At 37.1% G+C, this 21,483-nt stretch carries 25 protein-coding genes; 9 read left to right on the forward strand and 16 right to left on the reverse strand.

Annotated elements, in window-relative coordinates:
• Positions 1-119 precede the first annotated feature (119 nt).
• From ACY9Z2_RS03110 to rlmH, 4 genes are all read right to left on the reverse strand, one after another.
• On the reverse strand, positions 120-2,213 hold the full coding sequence (locus tag ACY9Z2_RS03110; protein WP_463608136.1) for a tetratricopeptide repeat protein: 2,094 nt from the start codon (positions 2,211-2,213) through the stop codon (positions 120-122).
• A gap of 522 nt (positions 2,214-2,735) precedes the next feature.
• Positions 2,736-2,906 carry a hypothetical protein gene (locus ACY9Z2_RS03115; protein WP_463608137.1) on the reverse strand — a complete coding sequence of 57 codons (171 nt, stop codon included), beginning with the start codon at positions 2,904-2,906 and terminating at the stop codon, positions 2,736-2,738.
• A 666-nt stretch (positions 2,907-3,572) separates the two neighbouring features.
• Positions 3,573-4,568, reverse strand: a complete 996-nt coding sequence (locus ACY9Z2_RS03120; RefSeq protein WP_463608138.1) for a virulence RhuM family protein — start codon at positions 4,566-4,568, stop codon at positions 3,573-3,575.
• Positions 4,569-4,815: 247 nt separating this feature from the next.
• The gene (rlmH, locus tag ACY9Z2_RS03125; RefSeq protein WP_463608139.1) at positions 4,816-5,295 is read right to left on the reverse strand and encodes a 23S rRNA (pseudouridine(1915)-N(3))-methyltransferase RlmH; all 480 of its coding nucleotides are present in this window, start codon (positions 5,293-5,295) and stop codon (positions 4,816-4,818) included.
• Between the two features lie 112 nt (positions 5,296-5,407).
• On the opposite strand from rlmH, the gene ACY9Z2_RS03130 reads away from it, so the two are divergent.
• Complete coding sequence (locus ACY9Z2_RS03130; RefSeq protein WP_463608140.1) at positions 5,408-5,824, forward strand: YuzC family spore coat inner layer protein; 417 nt, start codon at positions 5,408-5,410, stop codon at positions 5,822-5,824.
• Between the two features lie 106 nt (positions 5,825-5,930).
• Here the strand turns inward: ACY9Z2_RS03130 and ACY9Z2_RS03135 are convergent, their stop codons facing one another.
• Positions 5,931-6,686 (reverse strand): AAA family ATPase, encoded by a 756-nt coding sequence (locus tag ACY9Z2_RS03135; protein WP_463608141.1) that lies wholly within the window; start codon positions 6,684-6,686, stop codon positions 5,931-5,933.
• 98 nt (positions 6,687-6,784) lie between these two features.
• Here ACY9Z2_RS03135 and ACY9Z2_RS03140 point away from each other — a divergent pair, with 98 nt between their 5' ends.
• The 4 genes from ACY9Z2_RS03140 to ACY9Z2_RS03155 all read left to right on the forward strand — a co-directional run bounded on the left by ACY9Z2_RS03140 (position 6,785) and on the right by ACY9Z2_RS03155 (position 8,565).
• Positions 6,785-7,027 carry an RNA polymerase sigma factor gene (locus ACY9Z2_RS03140; protein WP_463608142.1) on the forward strand — a complete coding sequence of 81 codons (243 nt, stop codon included), beginning with the start codon at positions 6,785-6,787 and terminating at the stop codon, positions 7,025-7,027.
• Between the two features lie 88 nt (positions 7,028-7,115).
• Entirely contained in the window at positions 7,116-7,475 is a 360-nt protein-coding gene (locus tag ACY9Z2_RS03145) for a Lin0512 family protein (RefSeq protein WP_463608143.1), read from the forward strand.
• A gap of 163 nt (positions 7,476-7,638) precedes the next feature.
• Positions 7,639-8,181, forward strand: coding sequence for a GNAT family N-acetyltransferase (locus ACY9Z2_RS03150; RefSeq protein ID WP_463608144.1), 543 nt, complete (start codon positions 7,639-7,641; stop codon positions 8,179-8,181).
• A 6-nt stretch (positions 8,182-8,187) separates the two neighbouring features.
• Positions 8,188-8,565 (forward strand): group-specific protein, encoded by a 378-nt coding sequence (locus tag ACY9Z2_RS03155; RefSeq protein ID WP_463608145.1) that lies wholly within the window; start codon positions 8,188-8,190, stop codon positions 8,563-8,565.
• A gap of 51 nt (positions 8,566-8,616) precedes the next feature.
• On the opposite strand, the gene ACY9Z2_RS03160 is transcribed toward ACY9Z2_RS03155, so the two are convergent.
• The 5 genes from ACY9Z2_RS03160 to ACY9Z2_RS03180 all read right to left on the reverse strand — a co-directional run bounded on the left by ACY9Z2_RS03160 (position 8,617) and on the right by ACY9Z2_RS03180 (position 12,905).
• Complete coding sequence (locus tag ACY9Z2_RS03160; protein WP_463608146.1) at positions 8,617-8,910, reverse strand: 4a-hydroxytetrahydrobiopterin dehydratase; 294 nt, start codon at positions 8,908-8,910, stop codon at positions 8,617-8,619.
• 204 nt (positions 8,911-9,114) lie between these two features.
• Entirely contained in the window at positions 9,115-10,047 is a 933-nt protein-coding gene (locus tag ACY9Z2_RS03165) for a siderophore ABC transporter substrate-binding protein (RefSeq protein WP_463608147.1), read from the reverse strand.
• 212 nt (positions 10,048-10,259) lie between these two features.
• Positions 10,260-11,018 (reverse strand): iron ABC transporter ATP-binding protein, encoded by a 759-nt coding sequence (locus tag ACY9Z2_RS03170; protein ID WP_463608148.1) that lies wholly within the window; start codon positions 11,016-11,018, stop codon positions 10,260-10,262.
• A complete protein-coding gene (locus tag ACY9Z2_RS03175; RefSeq protein ID WP_463608149.1) occupies positions 11,012-11,962 on the reverse strand; it encodes an iron chelate uptake ABC transporter family permease subunit in 951 nt (316 codons plus the stop codon). The genes ACY9Z2_RS03170 and ACY9Z2_RS03175 overlap by 7 nt, the downstream gene beginning before the upstream one ends.
• On the reverse strand, positions 11,952-12,905 hold the full coding sequence (locus ACY9Z2_RS03180) for an ABC transporter permease (RefSeq protein ID WP_463608150.1): 954 nt from the start codon (positions 12,903-12,905) through the stop codon (positions 11,952-11,954). The genes ACY9Z2_RS03175 and ACY9Z2_RS03180 overlap by 11 nt, the downstream gene beginning before the upstream one ends.
• Before the next feature lie 227 nt (positions 12,906-13,132).
• Between ACY9Z2_RS03180 and ACY9Z2_RS03185 the strand changes: the two genes are divergently transcribed.
• Both ACY9Z2_RS03185 and ACY9Z2_RS03190 read left to right on the forward strand, forming a co-directional pair.
• Positions 13,133-14,581 carry a DUF2254 domain-containing protein gene (locus tag ACY9Z2_RS03185; protein WP_463608151.1) on the forward strand — a complete coding sequence of 483 codons (1,449 nt, stop codon included), beginning with the start codon at positions 13,133-13,135 and terminating at the stop codon, positions 14,579-14,581.
• Positions 14,582-14,646: 65 nt separating this feature from the next.
• Positions 14,647-14,850, forward strand: coding sequence for a YczO family protein (locus tag ACY9Z2_RS03190; protein ID WP_463608152.1), 204 nt, complete (start codon positions 14,647-14,649; stop codon positions 14,848-14,850).
• A gap of 158 nt (positions 14,851-15,008) precedes the next feature.
• Here ACY9Z2_RS03190 and ACY9Z2_RS03195 read toward each other — a convergent pair whose 3' ends face one another.
• On the reverse strand, positions 15,009-15,584 hold the full coding sequence (locus ACY9Z2_RS03195; protein ID WP_463608153.1) for a hypothetical protein: 576 nt from the start codon (positions 15,582-15,584) through the stop codon (positions 15,009-15,011).
• 55 nt (positions 15,585-15,639) lie between these two features.
• On the reverse strand, positions 15,640-16,545 hold the full coding sequence (locus tag ACY9Z2_RS03200) for a hypothetical protein (RefSeq protein ID WP_463608154.1): 906 nt from the start codon (positions 16,543-16,545) through the stop codon (positions 15,640-15,642).
• A 171-nt stretch (positions 16,546-16,716) separates the two neighbouring features.
• Between ACY9Z2_RS03200 and ACY9Z2_RS03205 the strand changes: the two genes are divergently transcribed.
• Complete coding sequence (locus tag ACY9Z2_RS03205; protein ID WP_463608155.1) at positions 16,717-17,043, forward strand: ArsR/SmtB family transcription factor; 327 nt, start codon at positions 16,717-16,719, stop codon at positions 17,041-17,043.
• Positions 17,044-17,095: 52 nt separating this feature from the next.
• Positions 17,096-18,397 carry an NAD(P)-binding domain-containing protein gene (locus ACY9Z2_RS03210; protein ID WP_463608156.1) on the forward strand — a complete coding sequence of 434 codons (1,302 nt, stop codon included), beginning with the start codon at positions 17,096-17,098 and terminating at the stop codon, positions 18,395-18,397.
• A 128-nt stretch (positions 18,398-18,525) separates the two neighbouring features.
• Here ACY9Z2_RS03210 and arsC read toward each other — a convergent pair whose 3' ends face one another.
• The 4 genes from arsC to ACY9Z2_RS03230 form a co-directional block, all read right to left on the reverse strand.
• Positions 18,526-18,945, reverse strand: coding sequence for an arsenate reductase (thioredoxin) (arsC, locus tag ACY9Z2_RS03215; RefSeq protein ID WP_463608157.1), 420 nt, complete (start codon positions 18,943-18,945; stop codon positions 18,526-18,528).
• Between the two features lie 15 nt (positions 18,946-18,960).
• Positions 18,961-20,262 (reverse strand): arsenic transporter, encoded by a 1,302-nt coding sequence (locus ACY9Z2_RS03220; RefSeq protein WP_463608158.1) that lies wholly within the window; start codon positions 20,260-20,262, stop codon positions 18,961-18,963.
• 12 nt (positions 20,263-20,274) lie between these two features.
• Positions 20,275-20,619, reverse strand: coding sequence for an ArsR/SmtB family transcription factor (locus ACY9Z2_RS03225; protein WP_463608159.1), 345 nt, complete (start codon positions 20,617-20,619; stop codon positions 20,275-20,277).
• 174 nt (positions 20,620-20,793) lie between these two features.
• The gene (locus ACY9Z2_RS03230; RefSeq protein WP_463608160.1) at positions 20,794-21,474 is read right to left on the reverse strand and encodes a VOC family protein; all 681 of its coding nucleotides are present in this window, start codon (positions 21,472-21,474) and stop codon (positions 20,794-20,796) included.
• Positions 21,475-21,483: the final 9 nt, after the last annotated feature.

Raw genomic sequence — 21,483 nt, forward strand, 5'->3', positions numbered from 1 at the left:
GGTTGGCACTTTTATAATTGGCACAACCATTGGCAAGAAACTTAATCATCCTTCATAACAATAAAAAGCCTTTCGTCCTTAAGTCGGACAAAAGGCTTTATGCAATTTACCAATCAGATTCAACTTATCGTATTCATCAACTCATACTGCCGAAGTCTTAGCTCGAACAAAATGAGTGGATCACGATAGATTTCAGGTTTATCACGCAATTTATTTAACGAATCCTCATGCCTTTCAATATTCACCTGTACTTCATCCATTTTACGCCCTAGTTCATCTAGTGGATCTTGGAAAAACCTGCTAACGTCCCACTCTATTGACCCTTCGAACAATTCCAATTGTTGCACGAACGGGGTGATGATATCGTTTGCTATTTGACTATAATCTGCATTTTCAATGTAGTTTTTGTATTTACTATAGAGAATTTCATTATTTTTAAAAATAGACCCTGATAGTTTTCCCGCCCCTTTCAAAAATAATTGGGAAGGAGTATTACGTAACAAAACATTTACATTTTCTAGACGTAGCAAGCCACGGGATATCCGTTCTAGGTCCCGCTGCCAATCATCTAGCACCTTAAAATCACCCTGTAATACAATGTTCTCATCATCGTTTTGATTCATATTCTCGCTTAGTTCATTACACGTAATTTGACTGTCTTGGAAGCCCTTTTTGCAATCCTCGATCCACTTCCGAACAGTACGATTCAGATCATTCAAGACAAAACTTTTGAGATAATCGGCAATCTGTCTATTCATTTCTTCATTTAGGTCTACATGGAGCTTTGAAAAGTCACTGTCTTCCCGAACAAGTTCAGAACAATTTTGTAATCGTTTAGGCAGCTCACGAATAACCTGTTGCATGGTAGATTCTTTTACTATACGAAACGAATCCGTTATGTCATTCGTCATCTCTTTCTCCATTTCACTTATCTGCTGATGGGCATCATGCAGGTTTGTGAGTAACCCTTCATTTCGAATTATTTTTTCCTGTTCAGCATTTTCCAATGCTACTCTTTGTTCCAGCAGAAAACCGATCGAGTCTTTAACCAAATCCCTGATTTTTGACGGACTTGCCACATTAATATTGGATTCCTCTACCATTGGCTTTGTCATTTGAGACAAATCATCTGCCAAACCTTCTCCTTCTGCCCATATCTTGATGGAATCAAATAACTCTATACCATCTTTTCTACCATCTTGATTCGGATTTGCATTTTCAAAGTGGGATTCCGCTTCACGAATCAATACTGCATCCAGTTGGGAAGGAAACGTTTCATTCCATGCAAGGGTGGCAGTAGCGGGAATGAAAAGATCCGATTCAGAAGAAACGTTTAACCAGTTTGGTAAGTGGCGCTGCATTAATCCTGAAATGTCCTTGATTAGAAACTTTCCACCAATTAATTCGTAATATGCCTCTTTAAATACGATGGGGAGTCTCTCCCAATCATACGAATTTTCATTGCTATTATTCCAAAGTAGCCGGTTAATCAATTCTAGCCACTCAATATAAAAATCGCTTTGGCTATAGCTGTTCCCCAATACTTCCGTAAAACGCTCAAATCGATTCTGATCCAGTTGCAGTAAAGTCACTAGCACTTCGTTAAAATAGGTTGGTTTATAGTTAGACGTTCTACCTTGCTTGACATAGCCTGCTAAAACATCAAACCAAGAAAGTGACTTCGTTCTTATTGCCTCACCAATCGCTAGTTCAACCGCATTATCCCAATCATTTATTTCCTCTAAATAGTTTTGGGCTATTTCCGTTACATCGGAATAATCCGGATTAAGCTCAACAGCATCCTTAATTGTATCAACAGCCTTTTCTTGATCATCCTGTTGTAGATACAACGAAAACAGTTGCAAGAGGATTTCCGATTGCAATACAAGTGATGTAGAATCAACCTGCTTATAAAATTTTTCTGCATCCTTCAATAATCCCATTTCTAAGTGTGCATCCGCTATGTTTTTCTGTGCCCATGGGATGAATTCCTCCTCTAAAGGATGTTCCCATTTGTAAATTGCTGCTTCATAATCATTATTCAGGAAATAAACTTCCCCTTGTGCAAAGCGAATAAAAGATAAATTTGGCCGTGGTTTTTGCATTTCCTCCGTATACATCTCACCCAGTACCCTGATAGGATGGCCATGTTTGTTTTCATCTATGATCGCTTCATAATAGGATTTATTAATGAATTTATTCTCCGTTGTCACGCTAATCCCTCAAATCGTTAGTTTCATTATGATTCTTTAATCTTGGTTTTCTAACATACATATCTATTCCTATTCATACCTTTCTTGTACCATTCACAAACTAAAAGTATTTACATACGTTTCACTAAAAAACTACAGCTACTTATTGTATTCGGATTAAACCTCAATTTTATGGGACAAAAGAATTTTTATAATAAATAGGGGACTATGGAGAAGAATTGGAGCGAGGGTGGAAAGTTGAATTTGATTGAAAAGACTTTTGTAGAAAATGGGAGTCCTTAGAATTGTTGGGAATCTTAATAAGAGAACATTTATTCAGTTATTTATCTTCTTAGTTAATTTTAAAACCTCTCAAACTTGTTAAGAAGTTCAAAAGGTTTTTAAATTATCTAACTGGTATTAACCATGAAAATACCTTTTCTAATCTTATTTTCCACCTTATGCTTTACAGGTTTCTGCAAGAGAACGACTCACAAATCAAAATTATACTTCTTCCACTGTGGTCTTGCTCAAATTGTTACTTTACTTATTAGCGTAGTACTTGTTATACACTCTCATTTCACAATCATCGTTATCTATGCATAACCAAAGTTTTATCTTTTTTTCGTTCCCGTCACCTTCGTCAGTAGTTACCGTCTTATACTCAATCTCTTCCTCGTTTGTGTTCCCGCACTCATGACATTCTCTAGTCATTTCATCCATCCTCCCATTCTTTTATTTTAATAGTCTTTCTTTAAGAATAATGACATTGTTCCTTTAAACATATTATAATTGCAATGCTTAATAAAGCAATCATATTTTTCTTTCTTATCAGATTAAATATCGAAACCATAACACTAAGAGATAAAAGTACAACTGTTGAAACAATGTCTTTAGCAAAAGACACATAATTTAGAACCCCGAAAATACCAAAATCAAAGGCAACAAATTTATGAAAAACTTCATTTTATCCTTCAATATCTCTTTTTAAAATAACATAGTTGTCCAAATTCCATTTAATCCTTCTTAAAGTAACGCACTCGTTAATTTAAGAACATCATTTCAGAGAGAATTTAGTCGGTTATTTATCTTTCTAGTTAATAATAAAACTTCTCAAACTTGTTAAGAAGGTGCGGCACACCGATAAGACCGAATAAGATCAATTATAATAGTTGGAAGAGTAGGGGTTGTTCTATTGGTTTTAATTGAAGAAGAGTTAGAACTTTCCTACACTACTAATTCTTTACAGATAATAATTTCATAGATATCAACGCACACTGGAGCATCCTAATTAAACTTTGTTTAGCCTACCTTTGCTGACGGATTATTTTAATTTTCTGCTTTGCCATTTTTTGAGTTCAGATCCTAATACTGATGAAGTTACTTTTTCAAATTATTATTCTCAATAAACTGATCAAAATCATTAGAAGAACTCTGCTCAATTCGATGTTGATTAAATTTTTCATATGCTTCAATGGCTATTTTGTCTGCTACAGCCTTTGCTACCTTTCCAGCATCATGAAGAATTTCGCGCTCATCAAACTCTAGGAAAGCATCTAATCTTCCTTTCCAATCCTTCATATACATCGGTCTTTTTCTTTCTGCTTGGTCTTCTGCATAATCCAAATACCTAGTAACGATCCGATTAAGTGCTCTTAATTCTTTTTCATTTAAGTAATTTTTAGCAATTGTCACATCTCGCTTACGTACTTTATCACCTTTGCATGAGGTAATCCCCATATTTTTACTTTTTGCATCTGCTCTATTTACTATGAGTTCAGTAGCAGTTTGACCATGAATTGCAAAGTGAAGTGTATTCTGAACCGTTGCAAAAAACTCTTGGGTGATATATGCCCTTGAATCATAATCAACCGATGTTGCATAAATATCTGTAATCTTTTGATAAAATCGTTTCTCTGAAGCACGAATATCACGGATTCTTTCAAGTAATTCATCGAAGTAATCTTGTCCGAAGTTACGCATTTCCTTCAGACGGACATCATCCATTGTGAATCCTTTAACGAGATATTCGTTCAAACGTTCTGTTGCCCATTTCCGGAACTGTGTACCTCGATGGGAGCGAACTCGGTATCCGATTGCGATAATCATTTCAAGATTATAGAATGCTATTTCACGTTCAACCTCTCTCTTTCCTTCAAATTGAACTATTCGGCTTTTCCGAATAGTTGCCGATTCTCGAAGTTCCCCTTCTGTATATATATTCTTAATATGCTCATTAATTGTATTTACTCCTTTTTGGTACAATTCCGCAATTGCTTTTTGTGTCATCCAAACTGTCTCGTTTTCCAACCTAACATCTATTTTGGTGTTTCCATCCTCTGTTTGATAGATTAGGATGTCAGTTTCATTTTGCATTATCTTCACTCCCTTTTAATAGAATTTAATTTACCACCTTCTAAACCTTCTTGTATGTACTATTATACCATTAGAACATTGGATAACTTAATTAAAGAGGAACATTTATTCCCATAATTGTAATTTTATATTTTGGTATAAAAAATAACCCCTTCAAACTTGTTCAAGAGTTCATAGGAGCTGAATCCTATTATTTTTTGTTCTAATAAAGTTTTACTTAATTCTATTTCTACCCTTTGCTTTACCACTATTTATGGTACGGTTCATTCCTAATAATCCTGTAACTCCGATAAACCTGCTCCACCAAAACCAAGCGCATCAACTGATGCGGAAACGTCATCTTAGAAAAAGACAACGCCAAGTCACTTCGCTTCTGTACCGCTTCACTAATTCCAAGCGATCCGCCAATCACAAATGCAATCTTACTCTTTCCATACGTCGCAAGCTCATCCATTTTAGCTGCTAGCTGCTCCGAGCTTAGCATTTTTCCGCCTATTTCTAGTGTAATCACGTATGTATCCGCTCCGATATTCCCTAAGATCCGCTCGCCTTCCTTCTGTTTCACTTCCAGCATTTCCGCTTCACTCATATTTTCTGGGGCTTTTTCATCGGCTACTTCAATGATTTCAACCTTTGCATAGGCAGATAACCGTTTCAAATATTCCTGAATACCCTGTTTTAAGTATTTTTCCTTCAATTTCCCGACTGCAATTATTTTAATATTCATGTACGATTCCGTCCTCTTTTGATTGATGATTTAAGTTTACCAAACAACTGGCACGTGAGCCTAGTCCTAGGAATAGACTGTAGGGAGTTTAGTCAAGGAGGTATTTTTTACGATGTATTACCCTAAGCAGCCTTATCCTGTCTATGGATACCCGTATAGCCGGCTATACGAGCAACAGCACTATTGGCATCCAGATCCTTACGCATATTACTATGGAAATGTTAGACCCGAAACGTATCCAGAAGTGGATCCGACGCTTTTTAATCAATCGGCTACTGCGTTTAGAAAGTTACTGGACGATGCATCTATTGTGCTTGATAAGCTTTCTGATTCGGAGGAGTTTGCTTATAAAATCATGGATGCTGCCCAGCAGGGTCAAACTGAAAAAGTGAAGGAACTTATTAAGTCAACTGGAATTCCTGCTGATGTGGAGGTTAGCTATAATCCAGATGGTATTAACTTATCCATGCAATCTGAGGTAGAAGATACAGAATGCTGTAAGCTAACCATGGCACTCCGATGGCGTTAATGAACAGAAACGGCTACTTCCATCAGAATAGCCGTTTTTTATTGTTAGAAAACCTGCTTATCTCAGATTTTTTACTAGCGGTACATATACTTCTATCCATTTCCTATTAGCGGAACAAATGATGCAACAACCGATCCTTATCCTCAAAAAACTGTTTCATAATCGTATATTGACTTGTTTCCTCTAGGCTAACTTCGGCTATTCCTTCCTCAGTAAGCTGAATAATTTTGGCATGTTCATATGCCATGATGATTGGTGAATGGGTGGAAATAATGAACTGTGACCCAGCGTTTACCAATTCATGAATGCGTGCCAGCATCGACATTTGCCGTAACGGGGACAATGCCGCTTCTGGTTCATCCAAAATATATACCCCGTCACCTGAAAACCGATTCATAAACGCTGAAAAGAATGCTTCGCCGTGAGATTGCTCATGCAATGACTTTCCACCAAACGACTCGATAATCTTTGGTCCAAATGATGGTTCACGATCTAGTTCCTCAATATTCGTCGATACATTGTAAAACGTTTCTGCACGAAAGAAAAAGCTATCTCTTGCTCTTTGTGCACCTTTTGCAATCCGCAAGTACCGATCCAACTCCGAATGGGAGTCATAACTAGAAAAATTGAAATTACGCGTTCCACCTTCTGGGTTAAACCCAAGTGCAACCGCGATTCCTTCCAATAAAGTAGACTTACCCATCCCGTTTTCCCCAACGATATACGTTACATTAGGGTGAAAAGCAATTGGCTTAAAGTTTTCTATTACTGGCAAATTGAATGGAAACACTTCATACGACGGAACTGTGTCTCTTTTTATATCAACATTTTTCACAAACTGTGACGTCTGATCTAACTTCATCGATAACCACTTCCCACTAAATTAAGTGTTTGAACATTTTGTTACAAGGGTATTACAATTATGTTGCAGAAAGTAGCGCAACATGAGGAGTTTTTGTTATGCATACCGATCAGGTATTAGTTAGGCGAATACAAGAAGGTGAGTCGAAAGCGCTAGAGGAGCTATATAATCGATACAGCACTTATTTATATAATCTTATCAAACGTAAAATCAATGACGCGAAGAAAGTCATCAGGTTAATCAAACAACTATTTCAAGAAATCTGGCATCATCCTCATTATTTTCTGCAGGAGAAGTATGTCTCCATTTCCCTTACCAAATATTGCATGAAGCATATCTAATACATAGTTTACCAAAATCGCAGCTGGGTTTGTACTGCTTCTTGGACGGGTAACATGATTACAAACTCATTCAAGGAGGAACGATATCATGCAACAAATACTATTTATCCAAACTGGAACAGGAATAGATGTACACGGACAAAACATTACAAAAGCTTCAACACGCGCCATACAGGATGCGATTCACTATAATTCAATGCCTGGAATTGAAAAGAGCCTTCCCGATCAACGACTGGAAAATATGAAAGTAAATGTAAAACTAGCACTTCCACTTGACCATGATAAGTTAGACGTTGAAGCGGTCAAGGACATGATTCCATATGGTGACGTAAACGTGGAGGTTGTTACTGGTGGGATGGCTACGACTAGCGGCATCTTATTAGAAGATAAACAGGATAAGAATGATTTAATGTATATTGTAAATGCGGCGGTGGAAGTTGGATACTAGAATGATGTGCTTATAGCTCATCATTCTCTTTTTTTCCTATTACCTATACTAATCGAATCAAATGGCCGTTAGGTGGCATTGTTTCAGCAAATAAAGTTGTTATTTTCCGACTATATCTATGTTATGATAGTGTCTATACTTACACACATAAGGGGCGTTTGACATGTTTTTCCGCGAAATTGACGATGATCTTTCTTTAAAATTAATGGATATAGATGATGCTGAGGAATTATTTGCACAAACAGATGCCTCAAGGGAATATTTGCGTGAATGGTTACCTTGGGTAGATGGTACGAAAACGGTAGACGATTCACGTAGCTTTATCGAGCATACGGTACGAAGCTTTGAGGATAAAAAAAGTATGGCTCTTGCAATACGTTTTAAAGGTGAACTTGTTGGCACTGCTGGCTACAACAATTTGGATTGGACGAATAAGGTAGCATATATTGGCTATTGGCTTGGCCAAAACTACCAAGGTAATGGAATAATGACGCGTGTGACCCGGACATTAACAGACTATGCGTTTACCGAACTTGAATTAAATCGAGTAGACATTCGCGCAGCATATGGTAACAAAAAAAGTCGCGCAATACCAGAACGTCTTGGATTTGTAAAAGAAGGACAAATCAGACAAGCTGAATGGTTGTATGATCACTACGTTGACCATGTTGTTTATGGAATGCTCGCAAGTGAGTGGAAGGAGTAGGGGCGCATGCGATTTTATATAGCTTCTAGTTTTCAGAATCAACATACGGTTCGTTATGTTTCGCAAAAACTAATTTCTAGAGGATTCACTCATACATACGACTGGACAATAAATCAGCGAGCTGTGGATCCTACTACACTTAGAGCAATTGGTGAACAAGAAAAACGGGCGGTTAGTAGCTGTGATAGTTTCATTATGCTACACCCAGCTGGCAAAAGTAGTCACGTTGAGTTAGGCATTGCCCTAGGGTTGGGCAAACAGGTGTATATTTATTCAGCCGAAGAAATTAATATGGAAAACGCGTCAACTTTTTATTATGTTGATGGTGTTCATCGTATTACTGGAGATATTGATAGTTTTATTGATTTGATTGGCGTTGTGTAAACTAAAGAAAGGACAGCATTCGCTCCTAATTAAACGAATGATGTCCTTTCATTACTTATCCACAACTTCATACACTTCATCAACCCGTTTTGCCATTTCAAAATCCAATTCTGTCAATCCCTTCTCCTGCCAAGAGTAGAACGTTACGTTGACTTTTTTGTAGTTGATCGAGATTAACGGATGGTGCTGTTTGTTCTCAGCATCTTGTGCCACTTTATCCACAAATTTGATTCCGTTCAAATACTTTTCAAAACGATACTCGCCTACAATCTTCCCATCAACAAGCTCCCAATTCGGTGAATTAGTCAAAGAATCCCTGATTTGTTCCGATGTTAAACGATTCATCATTTTTCCTCCTTTCAACAGAATTACGTAAAATTCTGGATAAAATAACGTTTATACACACGTTATCCACAGAAAATGGTGGATAACTATGTGGAAAATATGTTTTTAGTCTGTGAATATGTTGTTTATTATCCTATTCCCTGTTGATAAGACGTAAAACAAAAAGAAGGCGACCGATAACAGTCACCTTCTAACGACGATTATTTACTTCAAGCTTTTCGCGATTTCATCAACCATTGCTTGCACTGACAACAATCCACCACCAGATAAGTACCAATAATCTGGATCTAAGTATACAATGTTGTCATTTTTGTACGCGTTCGTCTTTTTCGTCAGTTCATTTTCCACAACTTGCTTAGCCGAGGACTCACTTCCAACCACTGCACCGCGGTCAATCACATATAGTAAGTCTGGATTTTGTTCTACAACATACTCAAATGTTACGTTCATACCATGTGTAGATACTTCAATATTTTCATCCACAGGTGCTACACCAAACACATCATGGATTATTCCAAAACGAGAACTTGGTCCATAAGCACTAATCTTATCATCATTAGCAAGAATAATAAGTGCCTTATTATCACTGCTTGATGCTTTTTCCTGTAATGTTGCAATGGAATCCTCGATTTTCGCTAGTTCTTTATCGATTGCTTCTTGTTTGTCAAAAATTTTACCGATAGTTTGTAGGTTCTCTTTAAATGATTCCATGTAGCGAGTCGTGTCCACACCTAAAAAGATAGTAGGCGCAATCTCCGTTAGCTGATCATATAGTGATGATTGGCGTCCAGAAATAATGATTAAATCTGGAGCGATTTCTGAAAGCTTTTCAAAGTCAGGTTCCTTTAGGCTACCTACATTTGCATAGTCGTCACTTTCGTATTTCTCAAGGTAAGAAGGAATACTTCCATGAGGCACACCTGCAACATCAATTCCAAGTTTATCTAACGTATCAAGCGTTCCATAATCAAACACAACAACTTTTTCTGGATTTTTGCTAACTTCTGTTTCCCCAAGCTCATGTTTAATCGTAATAGTTTCTGCATTTTCAGAGCTTCCACTAGCATCCGAACCCCCACAAGCAGTAGCAATAACAGACAATGCAACTAATAACATAACGAATAATAACCTTTTCATTTCATCCAACCTCTCTTTTATAATAAATTTGGCTGTTTATTAAATAATTGGGAATTTAATCTCACCAGCAGGGGGAATATGCGAGACTCCTGCGGGAAGAACAAGATAGACAAGACCCCGCAGGCTCGGAACGAGCTGAGGAGGCTTGTCACTTGCCCGCGGAAAGCGAGTATATTTCCCCTGCGGCATGTAACAATACTAACCATTTGAGTCTATGCAAAATAAACACAAATTCGATTATCGTTTATATTTTTTATATTAATATCCATATCATAAATATCCTTCAACACACACTCATCAATAACATCACAAGTGCGGCCATGCTTGACAATTTGCCCATCCTTTAACGCAACAATTTGATCCGAGTAGCACGATGCAAAGTTAATATCGTGAATGACAATTAAGATTGTTTTGCCCAGTTCGTCTACCAATCTACGCAACGTTTTCATAATTTGAACGGAATGGCGCATATCCAGGTTGTTTAACGGTTCATCAAGTAATATGTATTCCGTATCCTGTGCAATAACCATCGCAATATATGCGCGCTGGCGCTGTCCACCGCTTAGTTCATCCAGATACTTTTCTTGCATGTCTCCAAGCTCCATGTATGTGATTGCTTCATCTACTTTATCCCAGTCGTCCTTCGTCAGCTTTCCTTGCGAATAAGGAAATCTACCAAACGAAACGAGCTCGCGAATGGTAAGCTTTAGATTGATGTTGTTGGATTGCTTTAAAATCGAGATTTTTTTGGCTAACTCCGTATTTTTTGCCTTCGTAATATCGATTCCATCAATCGTAATCATTCCATCGTCTTTCGTAATTAATCTACTAATCATGGAAACTAACGTACTTTTACCAGCGCCATTTGGTCCGATAAAGGACGTGATGGTGCCTTTTTCGATTGTTAATGAAACATCATCTATGACACTTTTTTGATTGTATTTTTTAAACACATTCTTAAGATCTACCATGACTTATTCTCCTTTAACAAAAGATAAAGAAAGTAAATGCCACCCACAAAGTTAATAATCACACTAACCGTCGTCTGAAACGTGAACACTTCCTCCACGATGAACTGACCGCCGAGTAAGGCGATAATACCAATTAAGGATGAACCGACAATCAGGTAAAAATGGCGAAACGTTTTCAAAAACTCATACGCTAGGTTGACCACTAGCAAACCGAGAAATGTTATCGGCCCGACTAACGCTGTCGCAATCGAAATGAGAATCGCAACAATAATGAGTAGTCGTTTTACAACATAATCGTAGGGGACACCTAGATTGATTGCTTGATGCTTACCGAGAGCAAGCACATCCAAGTATTTGTAAAATTTCATAAAGTACAAGGTTATGAGAACCATCATTCCAAGAGAAAGATAGACCAAGTTTTCATTGACGTTGTTAATACTCGCAAACATGCGATCCCGCACAATCATAAATTCATTTGGATCAATCAAAACCTGCATAAAGGATGTGAAGCTACCAAAAAATGTTCCGAGTATCATTCCAATGAGTAATAAAAAGTAAATATTGTTTTGTTCCCCTCGAAACAAGAATCGATAAAGTGCTAGTGAAAATAGGATCATCACGCCAAGTGAGAGAAAGTAGTTAATACTGCTGCTCATCATGACTAATGAATGTGATCCGAAAACAAATACGATAAATGTTTGTAGGAGGAGATATAGTGAATCTAATCCCAAGATGTTCGGTGTTAAAATTCGGTTATTGGTGATTGTCATAAACACAGTTGTTGAAAAGGCGATTGCTATACCAGTTATAATAATTGCGACAACCTTCATGATTCGCCTCGGTAAAATGTATCCGATGTTACCATTTAGATCGTAAAGAATATAAAGCGCGGTGATGATCACTGCAATAACTGCTAGGATGATTGTTTTTTTCTTATAGCCCATATTTCCGTCTCCTTACAAGCAGGTAAATAAATATTCCGCTTCCTATTACGCCAACGGTAAGGCTAATTGGGATTTCATACGGATAAATAATGATGCGACCGATGATATCGCAAAACAATACGAAAATTGCTCCTAGCAACGCTGTATGTAAGATGCTTTTTTTCAAATGATCGCCTTGATAGATGGTAACGATATTCGGAATAATAAGGCCCAAAAACGGAATCACGCCAACAGACAGCACAACCGATGCGGTTACCAACGCAACAATTACAAGTCCAATGTTGACGACCTGACGATAGTTCAGCCCAAGGTTTTTGGAAAAGTCCTCCCCCATACCCGCTATCGTGAATTTATTTGCGTACAAATAGGCAATGATAAGAATTGGGATACTGACATACATCAGTTCATAATTCCCACTCATAATCATGGAAAAGTCGCCCTGCATCCAGGAAGACATATTCTGGATTAGATCATTTTTGTAAGCAAAAAATGTAGCACTTGAACTGATAATATTCCCAAACATTAAACCAACTAGCGGAATGAAGATGGCATCCTTGAACTTAATCTTCTCTAAAATTTTCATGAAGATGAACGTCCCAATTAATGCGAGCACAAATGATACGAGCATTTTTTGCAATGGACTAGCTGAAGTGAAAACCATTAATGCTACTAAAATCCCCAGCCTAGCGGAATCAAGTGTACCTGCCGTTGTTGGCGATACAAACTTGTTACGACTGAGCTGCTGCATGATTAACCCACAAATACTCATACTCATTCCTGCGATTAAGATACTAATTAGTCTAGGGACCCTACTGATCATCAATATATCCAGTTGGTCCTTCGAGAGGCTAAAAATATCCCACGGCCTAATATCCGATACTCCAATGAATAGAGAAATAACCGCTAACACCGTAACCGTAATGAATAGATAAATAATTTTCATACTGAACCTTCTTATCTAGATTGTATTATTAATTGGTAATGAAATTCATTATCAATTAGAAACACAATTTGATTATAGCATAATAAAATGTAAGTTCAACAAATTTTTGTGAACATTTATTGGATGTCTAATTAAATAGGGGAGAGCCAAAACTTTTTCTAATTAAGATTAATGAACATCTGAAAAGGGGTACAGGAAGATATATCATAAACAATCGAGGTGTCGAAATGAACTTGAATAAATTCCAAAAGAAAATTAAGAAGTACAAAAACATGTCCAAACGCGAGAAATGGCACCAGATTTATTCAAACCTTTGGGTGACACCTATTATGTATGCGGGGTTATCTTTAATGCTTTTTATTGTAACCGTATGGGCAGATCTTCAGATGGAATTTGGTAACATGATTCCTTCCGTTCTTAGTGCAAACTTTGAATTAACGAAAACGATTTTAAGTACGATCACAGCAGGACTGCTATCATTAAATGCCTTTACCTTTTATGGTGTATTAACCGCTTTAACTACTTTCGCTGGTCAATTTTCACCCAGAATACTCAAAAATTTTATGATGACCAAGGCTACGCAGCGAACACTAGGAATCTTTAATGGGAGCTTCTTATATGTATTGCTTTGTTTATTATTTCTTAATGGAGAAAAAGCCTCCCAGTATTCCCTAATACCGATAACAGCTACACTATTGACAGCTTTATGCTTAGGTACATTTGCTTTTTTTATAAATCACATTGTCACGTGGTTACAAGTATCGAATATGACGGGTGATATGAAAAGAGAATCCCTTGATATCATTGATAATTCTTTGCTTAGTGAACTTGAGCCTTACAGGGTAGATGATGTAGGAAGAATAAATGGACAAATTCCGGAATGTGAAGGGCAACAAATATGGGTTGATGATTCGGGTTATTTACAGACCATTGATTTTATTCCATTAATCGAGGAAGCATGTAAGGATGATCTCATCATTCGGTTAGAGTATAAAGTAGGAAATTTTGTATTTGGATCAACGCCATTGTTAACCTATTGGAAGCAAGAAAATGCGACTATTGATGAATTTAAATATAAAAACATGTTTCATATGGGAAATAGTCAAACGGAAATTCAAGATATTGAATTCAGTATCAATAAATTTGTTGAGATTGCCATTCGGGCATTGGGTAATGATGACCCTAAAACGGCAACGGGCACCATTTATGAGATTGGAGATTTACTGATAAACATTTCTCAGAAGGCAAAATTTACTCCTTATTTAACGGATAAAGACTATAATCTCCGTCTTATTTTGCAAAACCTTACCTTTGATGATTATTTATATATCGGATTCGCTTCTATAAAGCACTACTCAAGGGATAACGTGGTCATTACCGTTGAGCTATTGAAAGTTCTTCAGGCAATTGCACAAGGAGTAAGCAAACGAAATTCCCAACCCGTATGGGAATTTGCCGTTTATACAGCAAGTGGATTTGAATATAAATATATGCAGGAATTAGATAAACGAAAGTTTTACCATGCTCTCTTTAACATCGCAAAAGTAACGGATAATGAAGAGGAATACAAGAGCCTTATTAAAAAAATAACAAAACAGGCAGATCATTCATACGCGGAGTGGAATGAATCTTCGATAAACGAACATGCCTGGGCATTAGCAAACACTAATCGATAAATTGATGTTTATTGTAATCAGAAATAGGATAAAGATATGCACTACGTGAATGGAGGAGTGAAATCATGAAACCAAATGAAAAAAGATCCTCAGATAAAAAGGGTAAGCATGTTGAAAAAAAGCCCAAACTAGACGATTTCAAAGAACAACAATTGGTAGATGATATCCCGTTGGAAGATTTGAAAATAGATCAAAGAGATGAGAAGAAGAAATCCAAATCAAAGAATGAGTCACAGAGTGAAAAAGAGCATCACAAAGACAAAAAATAAAGTGAAACTTCATTCAGTAGGGGTTTTAGGGCCCGTTAAGGCGCGGGATAAACGGACAACCTGAATACTTCAGGCAATTTTTCGTCTTAAAACTAACTACACTTTAGAAGCACGAGAGCATATGAGCCGCTTCTAAAGTGTAGTTTTTTGTAAAATGATTATTTTGATTTGCCCTTTCTTGCCCGAAATACTAAAACACCACCAACCACTACTATGCCAACTACTGTCCAAATACCTATCGACAGTATCCCCATACCCTCCATCGAATCAGAAAGATCAACTTTTTTCATTGGCTCTGCACCTGCTCCTAATTGCTTTAAATCAGCTTGAGCAGCTGATAATTCTACAGTTCTAGAGCACAAGCTTACTTCTAAATCGCCGCCACGTTCAAATGCATATACAAGGTATTCCTTGTTTACCTCAAACTCATAACCACAGCTGGCAGAATAACGAACAGATGTAACAATTACCTGAGAATGATCAACTTTTTTCCACGTTTTATCAACCTCAAATAAATAAGAAATTGGATCTGCCGATGATTGAATGTTATCCAGAAAATTGGGGTCAGATTTTTTAATTACCTTACCTGAGAAAATTGCCGTATTTTTATCGTCTAATTGACTCGCGACCGGTTCTGGTTTAGCACAAGAACAAGCGGAGTTTTTCGTAGGAATATATAGAGAGGTTACGGTCAACAGCAACACTACTACTAAAACTTTCGCAATCCATTTCATTCACAACAATCCCCTTTATTAAATTAGACGATGGATTAATGGAAAAGGTTACTAATTAGTTTAATTGTTTGTTATTTTCGCCTCTGATGATAATCTTATATGGGATATTTTTGATACCTATTTCTTCTCTCTTTATTTGGATAATTTCTTTAACATACGCCACAATTTGTTGTACTTTATTATCTGTGGGTACCAACCAATTAGATTCCTTTAATTCTGTTTTAATAATAATTTGCAATGGCATTGGATGAAAGGAGTATGCAAATCCTCTGTACTCCTCAAATTTCTTTTCTGTTTCTACTGTAATTGCGTTGAATATTGGACCCCACGTTTCATCCATTTCTTGTGTTTTCGTCTTTTTCTTTATTGTAACTTCAAACTCCTCATTCGTTTTCTCCAAAAGTTGTTTTCTAACAAGTTCCTCTGTTTTTTTCAGGTCACTCACAACCGAATCATGCGGAAGGGTGATAGTAAGGTTAAATGCTGAATTATTAGGTGTAATCAATAGACTATCTAATTCTAAATCCGTTTGCTTTAATGCTTTATTCGTTAGTTGAGCTACTTCTTCAAAAAGTTCGTCGTGATATTTTTGTTGCGCACTCGGTTCGTAGTTATTAGTTTCTATTTTTATCGTAATATCATCAAGTTCAAGCTGAGTTGCGATGTCATGGATTAGGGATCTCATCTCATCCTCTTTCTCTTGTACGAGCTGATTTGAATCTACTAGAACAAATACTTCATTATTATTTTCATAACCAATAGATGCATTAAAATCAAACTTTTTGCGAAATGCCGTAGTTGCTTTTTCTAAAAACTGGCTCACCTTTGCTCGCTCTTGTTCCGTTTCTTTCATACTTTCCATAAGTGTCAACTCATCCTCAGAGAAACCAGCTATAATCAATGGGTACACAAGAATACAAGCGACAATCACTATAGAATAAACCAACAATTTTTTATTCATCTAACCGCCTCCAGCGAATTATCCTTGTTAGTATCGTATGCTCGTCTTTATGATGTAGACCTGTCTTAAAAGGCGGCTCCTTGTACATCAAATTTTTTTGATTTATTAGTTGACGACCATAAAATGGTAGTATATGATTAAATCAACAAAAGTTGATGAAGAGGTGCAGACGTGAAGGAATTTAACATACTACAAAATGAAAACCTTGAACAGACCTTTGAAAAATACGAATTAAAGTATAAAGCGATTGCTGACAAAAAACGCCTAAAAATCATGAACCTGCTTACAAATAACGGAGAAATGTGTGTTTGTGATATTGAGCCTTTAATGGGTATGACGCAATCAAAGCTTTCGTATCATCTAAAAATTTTACTTAATGCAGATATTATCACAAAAGATACTCGCGGAACCTGGAGCTACTACAGTTTAAATAGAGAAGAAATAAGACATCTACTTAGTGAGGAACTTTGCTGTCTGTTCGTTCCACCTGGCTGCTAAAATTTTATTCAATAAATCAACTTTTTTTGATTAATAGTAAGGAGTGATTAACATGTTAACCAATTTACCCATTGTTATTATTGGAGCAGGTCCCATTGGGCTTGCAGCTGCTGCACATTTACACGAATACAACCTGCCATTTTTAATTCTTGAAAAAGGCGAATCGGCTGGAAGCAACATTTTAGAGTGGGGACACGTGGCATTATTTTCGCCATGGGAATTTAACGTAGATCAAGCAGCAAAGAAGCTATTAGTACAAACAGATTGGGTAGAGCCAGAAGCAAATACATTACCCACTGGAAATGAATTAGTCACACAGTATTTGGAACCTTTAGCAAACCATCCGCAAATCAAAGAAAATGTGCGTTACCGTGCGGAAGTTTTATCTATTACAAAGAAAAATATCGATAAAATGAAGTCTAACTCCCGTGAACAACTACCTTTTGTGCTTTATGTAAACATAAATGGGAAGATGAGAAAAATAGAAGCACGTGCTGTGATTGATGCAACTGGAACTTGGAATACACCGAACCCTCCGTTTGCTGATGGTGTTTGGCGAAATGAAGATCTAAAAAAACGATTGCATACGTCTATTCCAGACATTGAAAAAGAAGCTGATACCTTTAAAAACAAGCACATCGCTGTAATCGGTAGTGGGCATTCCGCATTGAATACATTGAATGATTTAGCAGAGTTAAAAACACAGTACCCAAAAACTATAATCTCATGGATTGTGCGTAAACAACATGCACAAGAAGCCTTCGGTGGAGAAGAAAACGATGAGCTTGCGGCTAGGGGTGAACTTGGGTCAAAGACGCACCGAGTGGTTGACAATGGACTGGTAACTGTTCATTCTAGATTTTACGTGGAAGATATAAGCGAGCTAAAAGGATCGTTCAGTATTCATAGTAGCGACGGCGTTTCCATAAATAACGTGGATGAAGTCGTTGTCAACACAGGTGCAAGACCTAATTTTTCATTTTTAAACGAATTAAGGCTGGACGTTGATCCGGTTGTAGAGAGCACAAAAGCGCTTGCTCCATTAATTAATCCGAATCTTCATAGCTGTGGTACTGTTCGACCACATGGTGTAAAAGAATTACGTCAACCCGAGCCAGGTTTCTATATTGCAGGGGTAAAAAGTTATGGCCGTGCACCAACATTTTTAATGACTACTGGTTATGAACAGGTCCGCTCCATTGTTGCTTATCTCTCAGGGGATATCGAGGGAGCGGAGAAAGTTAAATTAAAGCTTCCAGAAACAGGAGTTTGCCGAGTTAATCCAACACCGAAACAATTACAAATTATTGGGGAGAACTCAGGCAGTGCCTGTGGCGGAAATAATTGTTGTTAAAAGTTTTTATACAAAAAGAGATAACCTGGGTCTAGATTCGACCTAGATTATCTCTTTTTCTCTGTGTTTGGTTCTTCATTGTTTCGATGATTAATTGAATGATGAATTCTATTAACGTTCTAACTCTATTACTCGCCAGTCTCCGCAAACTGTTTAATTCTAGCTCCAATTTCATCGCGAACGCGCTGAAAAACCTGCCACTTTTCTGCATCAGTTCCTTCTGCTTTTGCTGGGTCGTCAAATCCCCAGTGTTCGCGTTTCACATGTGGAGGCGTCATTGGACATTTGTCAGCCGCATCCCCACACAATGTAATAGCTAACGTAGCGTTATTTAAGACTTCTGAATCAATGATTTCTGATTGTTGATTAGAAATATCAATCCCTACCTCTTGCATTGCCTCTATTGCTTTTGGATTTAATCCATGTGCCTCAATTCCTGCACTTTTCACATTCCAATCGTCGTTTAAATATTTTTTTGCCCAACCTTCAGCCATCTGGCTTCTACAGGAGTTACCAGTACATAAAAAGTAAATTGTTTTTTTAGACATAAATTACACGCTCCTCTATAGAATTATCCAAAGCCATAACGCCAATCCAGACAATGTTATGAACAACGTCGGGATAGTTAAAACAACGCCTACTTTGAAATAGTATCCCCATGAAATTTTAAACCCTTTTAGTGACAATACATGTAGCCATAATAACGTGGCTAATGAACCAATTGGCGTTAACTTTGGACCTAAATCTGATCCAATGACATTCGCATAAATTAGCGCCTCTTTAATCATTGGTGTCGTTTGCACCTCTGAAATTGCGAGAGCGTCAATCATAACAGTTGGCATATTGTTCATAATCGATGAAAGAATAGCAGCAATAAAACCCATGCCGATCGTTGCTACATATAACCCTTGATCAGCTGTCCACTGAATAAGTACTGCTAATACACTTGTTAATCCAGCATTCTGTAGTCCATAAACGACAACATACATTCCTAGTGAAAAGAAAACAATCGCCCATGGAGCTCCTTTTACAACCTGCGAAGTATGAACTGCAGGGCTCCGATTAGCCATGATTAAAAATAATATCGCAATAATTCCAGCTATTATGGACACTGGAATCGATAAAAATTCACTTCCAAAATATCCGACCAACAATGCAGCTAATACAAACCAAGATAGCTTAAACATCCTCTGATCCTTAATCGCTTCCTTTGGTTTCTTTAATTGTGATAAGTCATAGCTTTTTGGAATACTTTTTCGGAAAAATAAATACAATACCAAAATACTTGCAACAATAGAAAATAAGTTCGGCATAACCATGCGTGAAGCATATTCAACAAACCCAATATCAAAGAAGTCGGCAGAAACAATGTTTACGAGATTACTGACTACGAACGGCAACGATGTCGTATCAGCGATAAACCCACTAGCCATAATGAATGGCAAAATCATTTTTTCCTTAAAGTTCAAATTTCGTACCATCGCAAGCACGATAGGAGTTAATATCAATGCAGCACCATCATTGGCGAAAAATGCTGCTACAATCGCACCCAATAAAATAATGTAAATGAACATTCTAACGCCATTACCTTTCGCAACCCGCGCCATGTGCAGTGCAGCCCATTCAAAAAATCCGATCTCATCTAAAATTAGTGATATTAAGATAACTGCAACAAACGTTAACGTAGCATTCCACACAATTCCTGTTACCGTAATGACATCACCCCATGTGACGACACCGACAATTAATGCTAAAATTGCACCTCCACACGCGCTCCATCCTATGCCTAATCCCTTTGGTTGCCATATGACCAATACCAACGTGATGATAAAAATCCCAATGGCTAAGTAAACCGATAAATCCAATTCAATTCCTCCCTAGTTGCAACAAATCCTCTTGCCCTCTTCCTCAAGGCAATCCAGTTTTTCTTTCTGATCTGGTATATGATTTAGTACAGACATAATTAATGGATAGCTTTCACTCTCTTTATTCAACGCGTAAAATATCCACTGTCCACTCCTTCGTTCTTTTACAATTCCAGCATCTCGAAGCTTTCGTAAATGCTGACTGATGGAAGGCTGGCTCATTTGAAATACCTCTACAAATTCACACACACAGCATTCATTATCTTTTAACAGCCCTACCATTGTTAACCGGGTTTTATCACCCAACAATTTTAAGGTTAGCGCTGCTTTTTCTGTATCCATGATTGTTTGTAACATCTTATATAGACCTCCTTTATCATGCGTATATTATTATATAACAATTTACTTATATATTGCAATTAGAAAATTTGGCTTCCATGAAGCTTTAATGGCGAAAGCCTTCGTTGCCCTTATACTGATATCCATAAAATTTATATTTTCCTATCAGTGTAAAAAAAGAACCAGAATAATCTAGTCCTTATAAGTAGTCACTTTACCGTTTCTGTTCATTATGATGTTCTTTTCCTTATCAATCTGAATCGAAAGAGGATACGACTCCGCCAATAAATCCGAGAAGTACCAACGACGATTTCGCGGCCCAAGCAAAATGAATGCACCATCCTGTCGCTCTCCCATAAAATTCAATCCACTTTCTTCTAAGGGTTCGTTGTCTCTAACAGGGATTCCGAATTTCATTAGTTGATTTCCTACCGCATAAACCTTATCCGTCGTAATATTTATTTCACTTATGTTTAGGATGGATTGCGTTGAAAAGATATTCGTTTTATCTTCTGGATTCGTGTTTCTAGCAACAAACTCTACAACATTGTTAGCGGGATCTAAAAAATAAAAAGAATAACCATCCATATGCTCAAAGTAAACCTCGTCGTAACCATCCTCTCGATTTAACATGACCTTACTTTTCGCCCATTCCTTCGCTTCTTCAAATAGATTTTGCGGAATGTTAAAAGCGAAATGATAGAAAGGATCTTCCTGTGGAGCACTCTTTTGGAAAGTAAGTTCGCTATCACCCACTTGAATGGTAAAAGCTTCCCCAACAGCTTCTAATAGATTAAATCCTAGTTTTGTAACGTAAAAATCTTTTAATTCATCTAAGGCATTGCTATATAATATTACTTTATTAATGAACATACGCTTTTC

It is taken from the genome of Virgibacillus sp. GM2-2, assembly GCF_055329585.1.

What these genes read in the sequence shown, in the direction of transcription:
- ACY9Z2_RS03200 (WP_463608154.1), bottom strand. Translation starts at nt 16,545, where the DNA reads ATGAATAAAAAATTGTTGGTTTATTCTATAGTGATTGTCGCTTGTATT.
- ACY9Z2_RS03180 (WP_463608150.1), bottom strand. Translation starts at nt 12,905, where the DNA reads ATGAAAATTATTTATCTATTCATTACGGTTACGGTGTTAGCGGTTATT.
- ACY9Z2_RS03210 (WP_463608156.1), top strand. Translation starts at nt 17,096, where the DNA reads ATGTTAACCAATTTACCCATTGTTATTATTGGAGCAGGTCCCATTGGG.
- ACY9Z2_RS03170 (WP_463608148.1), bottom strand. Translation starts at nt 11,018, where the DNA reads ATGGTAGATCTTAAGAATGTGTTTAAAAAATACAATCAAAAAAGTGTC.
- ACY9Z2_RS03185 (WP_463608151.1), top strand. Translation starts at nt 13,133, where the DNA reads ATGAACTTGAATAAATTCCAAAAGAAAATTAAGAAGTACAAAAACATG.
- rlmH (WP_463608139.1), bottom strand. Translation starts at nt 5,295, where the DNA reads ATGAATATTAAAATAATTGCAGTCGGGAAATTGAAGGAAAAATACTTA.
- ACY9Z2_RS03230 (WP_463608160.1), bottom strand. Translation starts at nt 21,474, where the DNA reads ATGTTCATTAATAAAGTAATATTATATAGCAATGCCTTAGATGAATTA.
- ACY9Z2_RS03120 (WP_463608138.1), bottom strand. Translation starts at nt 4,568, where the DNA reads ATGCAAAATGAAACTGACATCCTAATCTATCAAACAGAGGATGGAAAC.
- ACY9Z2_RS03140 (WP_463608142.1), top strand. Translation starts at nt 6,785, where the DNA reads ATGCATACCGATCAGGTATTAGTTAGGCGAATACAAGAAGGTGAGTCG.
- ACY9Z2_RS03155 (WP_463608145.1), top strand. Translation starts at nt 8,188, where the DNA reads ATGCGATTTTATATAGCTTCTAGTTTTCAGAATCAACATACGGTTCGT.
- ACY9Z2_RS03150 (WP_463608144.1), top strand. Translation starts at nt 7,639, where the DNA reads ATGTTTTTCCGCGAAATTGACGATGATCTTTCTTTAAAATTAATGGAT.
- ACY9Z2_RS03190 (WP_463608152.1), top strand. Translation starts at nt 14,647, where the DNA reads ATGAAACCAAATGAAAAAAGATCCTCAGATAAAAAGGGTAAGCATGTT.
- ACY9Z2_RS03135 (WP_463608141.1), bottom strand. Translation starts at nt 6,686, where the DNA reads ATGAAGTTAGATCAGACGTCACAGTTTGTGAAAAATGTTGATATAAAA.
- ACY9Z2_RS03175 (WP_463608149.1), bottom strand. Translation starts at nt 11,962, where the DNA reads ATGGGCTATAAGAAAAAAACAATCATCCTAGCAGTTATTGCAGTGATC.
- ACY9Z2_RS03165 (WP_463608147.1), bottom strand. Translation starts at nt 10,047, where the DNA reads ATGAAAAGGTTATTATTCGTTATGTTATTAGTTGCATTGTCTGTTATT.
- ACY9Z2_RS03195 (WP_463608153.1), bottom strand. Translation starts at nt 15,584, where the DNA reads ATGAAATGGATTGCGAAAGTTTTAGTAGTAGTGTTGCTGTTGACCGTA.
- ACY9Z2_RS03115 (WP_463608137.1), bottom strand. Translation starts at nt 2,906, where the DNA reads ATGACTAGAGAATGTCATGAGTGCGGGAACACAAACGAGGAAGAGATT.
- arsC (WP_463608157.1), bottom strand. Translation starts at nt 18,945, where the DNA reads ATGTCTAAAAAAACAATTTACTTTTTATGTACTGGTAACTCCTGTAGA.
- ACY9Z2_RS03145 (WP_463608143.1), top strand. Translation starts at nt 7,116, where the DNA reads ATGCAACAAATACTATTTATCCAAACTGGAACAGGAATAGATGTACAC.
- ACY9Z2_RS03160 (WP_463608146.1), bottom strand. Translation starts at nt 8,910, where the DNA reads ATGAATCGTTTAACATCGGAACAAATCAGGGATTCTTTGACTAATTCA.
- ACY9Z2_RS03225 (WP_463608159.1), bottom strand. Translation starts at nt 20,619, where the DNA reads ATGTTACAAACAATCATGGATACAGAAAAAGCAGCGCTAACCTTAAAA.
- ACY9Z2_RS03130 (WP_463608140.1), top strand. Translation starts at nt 5,408, where the DNA reads ATGTATTACCCTAAGCAGCCTTATCCTGTCTATGGATACCCGTATAGC.